This is a genomic window from Frankia sp. CgMI4 (assembly GCF_001756285.1).
GTDB classification, from domain to species: Bacteria; Actinomycetota; Actinomycetes; order Frankiales; family Frankiaceae; genus Frankia; species Frankia casuarinae.
In genome coordinates, this window is sequence record NZ_MAQZ01000015.1 from 1 (window position 1) to 3,368 (window position 3,368).

The 3,368-nt window shown below is 66.9% G+C and carries 3 protein-coding genes; 2 read left to right on the forward strand and 1 reads right to left on the reverse strand.

What is annotated here, in order from left to right:
- Positions 1-625 precede the first annotated feature (625 nt).
- Both Manayef4_RS02505 and Manayef4_RS02510 read left to right on the forward strand, forming a co-directional pair.
- Positions 626-1,324, forward strand: coding sequence for a DUF433 domain-containing protein (locus Manayef4_RS02505; RefSeq protein WP_254665426.1), 699 nt, complete (start codon positions 626-628; stop codon positions 1,322-1,324).
- A gap of 2 nt (positions 1,325-1,326) precedes the next feature.
- Positions 1,327-1,770 carry a hypothetical protein gene (locus tag Manayef4_RS02510; protein ID WP_070130497.1) on the forward strand — a complete coding sequence of 148 codons (444 nt, stop codon included), beginning with the start codon at positions 1,327-1,329 and terminating at the stop codon, positions 1,768-1,770.
- Between the two features lie 102 nt (positions 1,771-1,872).
- Here Manayef4_RS02510 and Manayef4_RS02515 read toward each other — a convergent pair whose 3' ends face one another.
- A complete protein-coding gene (locus Manayef4_RS02515) occupies positions 1,873-2,601 on the reverse strand; it encodes a tyrosine-type recombinase/integrase (RefSeq protein WP_011435544.1) in 729 nt (242 codons plus the stop codon).
- Positions 2,602-3,368: the final 767 nt, after the last annotated feature.

Here is a 3,368-nt window from a genome sequence, read left to right on the forward strand (position 1 = left end):
CGGAACTTGTCAAGATTTTTAGGACAAGATTCTTTGTGAACTAGCCTGTGTTCCGTCCCTGTCGTGATCTCGGTCGAGGGATGACTTCTGATCGTTCGGGCACGCCGTCGGCTGGTTCGGCCTGGTCATCCGGCGTGTCATCCGGCCCGCCGGCCAGCACGCCGACGGGCTGTGATGATCAGCGGGGCACCGTAGTGCGCCATGGCCTCCTACAGGGCAGGTGGACAGTCCATCCCGCGCATGCAGGAGCCCGCGCCTAGCGTCCGCGGGGTGTCCCGCCGACCACGTGACGAGATCGTCACTATCGGGGACCTGGAAGACGCCGTAGACATCGATCAGCTCCGCGATCTCCTCGGACGCGGTTCCCGAAGTGGCGAGCGAGTCTCGCGCGAGTACKCCAGCCGCATCGCGAACGCGAAGGGCTTCCCCGACCCGATCTTGGATCATCCCCGGCTACGACTCTGGCATCGGGCCGACGTGGAGGCGTGGCTGGATCGGAACCGCCCCGGGTGGAGGGGTGAGAAATGACGCTCGGACGCGCTGCGTGAGCAAATGTCCGATATGAGYTACCCCGTTGGCGCGTCGAAGCGGGGTACATGCGACCGGAGGAAGCCATGATGTCGATGTGACTGTCACGGTGTTGGAACGTGAGATCTACTCGATGAGCGAGGCCGCTCACCTGCTCGCGGTGAAGCCTKCCCGGCTCCGGTCGTGGATCGACGGCTACACCCGTGGACAGACCCACTACGAGCCGGTGATCCGTCCCGAGCACACCGGCCGCGATCTGGTCACGTGGGGCGAGTTTGTCGAGGCCGGCTACCTGCATGAGTACCGCGTTCGCGGTGTTTCGCTACAGAGGATGCGGCTCGTCGTCCAGCGGCTACGGGAACGCTTCGGCGTGCCGTACCCGCTTGCGCACATGCACCCGTACGTCTTCGRCCGCGACGTGGTCATGGCGGTTCAGGAGGAAGTCGGCCTGGCGACCTCGCTGGAGATGGTCCGCGTCCACGACGGCCAGCTCGTGCTCGCGCCGAAGGCGCAGGACTTCTTTGCCAAGGTCGAGTTCGCTCCCGGCGACGGCAAGGGAGGTGAGGCTCTGCGGCTATACCCGGACCCCACCGGCCGGCAGGTGGTACTCGACCCGCTGCTCGGCTTCGGCGCGCCCGTCGTACGAAACACCCGCACCGCGAACCTGTACGAGCTGTGGGCTGCGGGCGACTCGATCGCAGGGATCGCCGAGGTCTAYGAGCTCCCCGATGCTGATGTTGAGGCCGCGGTCCGCTATGAAGCGCGTCTCCGCGAGCAGGAAGAGACCGCAGCCTGAGCATGAACRCCGCCGCCGATCTCCAGGCGCGCTTCTTCGTCAACGAGAACACCCTGCCCCTGGGTAAGGCGCTCGCCGCGGTGCGAACCRACGTCATCCATCCCGGCCACAGACGTTGCCCGATCACGCTGGGGACGAAGGACGTTCGCTGGCTGCCCTACGTCGGCGAGGAAGGCCTGCTGCTGATCACGCGCGACAACATGATCCGGTGTCGCGCCGTCGAGAAGCAGATCTTCCTGGCCAGCGAGGTGAAGGGCCTCTTCTTGACCAAGAGCGGCAGCATGTCCCGGTGGGACATGCTGCGCATGGTCGTCCAGCACTGGGGCAAGATCGAGCCGCTGGTCGAGGAGAAGGGGCCCTTCTTCTACTCGCTGACCCAGGCCGGCGTACGGAAGCTGACGCTCCCGGTCCCGCAGGACCTCAGAGGGCAGGAGGACGAGTCGTGAGGTGAGGCGTTTCCGCTGGTGTCGGCGTGAACTACCGCTCGTCGAAAGAGGACGAAGTCCTCGCATGGATCGCCGGGCATCGGCACCCTCTGGACCCGCCGGCTAGCTGACGCGACGGGGGCTGATCAGCCGGCAGGCATCACCGAGGCCGAGGCGCTCGTGCTCGTTCTGAGCGCGCCGCGACCGGCCGGCGGCGCCGTAGCGGCGGACCATCTGCGTGGTGCTCCACCCCATGTGGTCGGCGAGGGTCTGCTCTCCGCCGCCGGCAAAGAGCCAGGCGTCGGCGAGCGCGTGGCGGAACAGGTGGGGGTGGACGTCGATGCCGGCCTCGCGGCCGCGGCGCCGTACCACCTGGTAGACGCCCGACGGTGTCATCGCGGTGCCTCGGCCGGCCAGCCACAGCGCGGGCAGAGTGGCATGTCGGTGGTGGCCGCGCCGCAGGTACCGGTTCAGGCTGAGCGCGGTCTGAGCGCCGATGGCGATGTGTCGCTGTCGGTCGCCCTTGCCGGTGACGAGCAGGCGCTTGCGGCCGAGGTCGACGTCGGCGACGGTCAGGCCGGCGACCTCGCTTCTACGGCCGCCCGAGTCCGCGAAGACGCGCACGAGCGCCTCGTCACGTCGACTGGTGAAATCCTTGCCCTTRCACACGGCGACGAGGGCGGACAGCTGGTCGAGTACGAGCAGCGGTTTCACCCGCTCGCCGATCTTGGGGGGCTCCATGCGCTCCATCGGCGAGGCGTCGAGCTCCTCCTCGGCGAGCAGCCACAAAAAAACTGCTGGAGCGAGCGGAACGCCTGATTCACCGTCGAGCCGGATCGTCCGTCCGGGCATCGCGGTGTCCGCTCGGTCGCGAAGGAGATCAGGAACTGTTCGACGTGCTGCCGGCTGATCTCGTCTGCCGCGCCCGGCCGGTATGTCGGCATCTGCTCGGCGCCGGCGTCCGCGGCCGCGCGCCGGGCCGCGCGCCGCTCGACGCCAGTCCGCGGCGGTGTCCAGCCGGCAGGCGCCGGCGGCAGTGCCGCGAGCCAGTTGACGAACGCCACGCCGGCCTTGCGCTACGCGGTCCGGGTCTCGACGCTGCGCCCGACGGTCTGCAGGCTCTGGTCCCATCCGTCGAGCAGGAGCCACCAGACGGGATCGACCCCAGAAATGATCTCCACTATGACAAAACGTTACCATCTCGGTCACCGCTGAGCTTGACGGATCAGACTGCAATTACTACGTTGCATGCCTGGTCAGTGCTGCGATGTGCACCCAACCAGCACTAATGCGAACCTAAACCTGCAGGTCAACGGCCCGACCGTGTCTGTCGAACCGGCCCACGCGAAGATCCGTCGAGCCGGCTACGCCGGCAACGCGAATGCCAAGACGACTGATAGAGGTTGATCGCTCCGGTCGCGCGGCACTCGGCGAATCCCGAACCCGACTCGGTTGCGATCACGGCTGCAAGGCGGCTCGTTGCCCTACCTGCCAAGATGATGTGAGACAGAGGTCATCGTCAGTCTAGGCTAGGTATGGCGGGTAGGGAGGGGTTGATCGTGGCGATGGTGCTGACGGCCGGGCGGGGCCTGGTCGATGATGGTCGGGTGGATGACGAG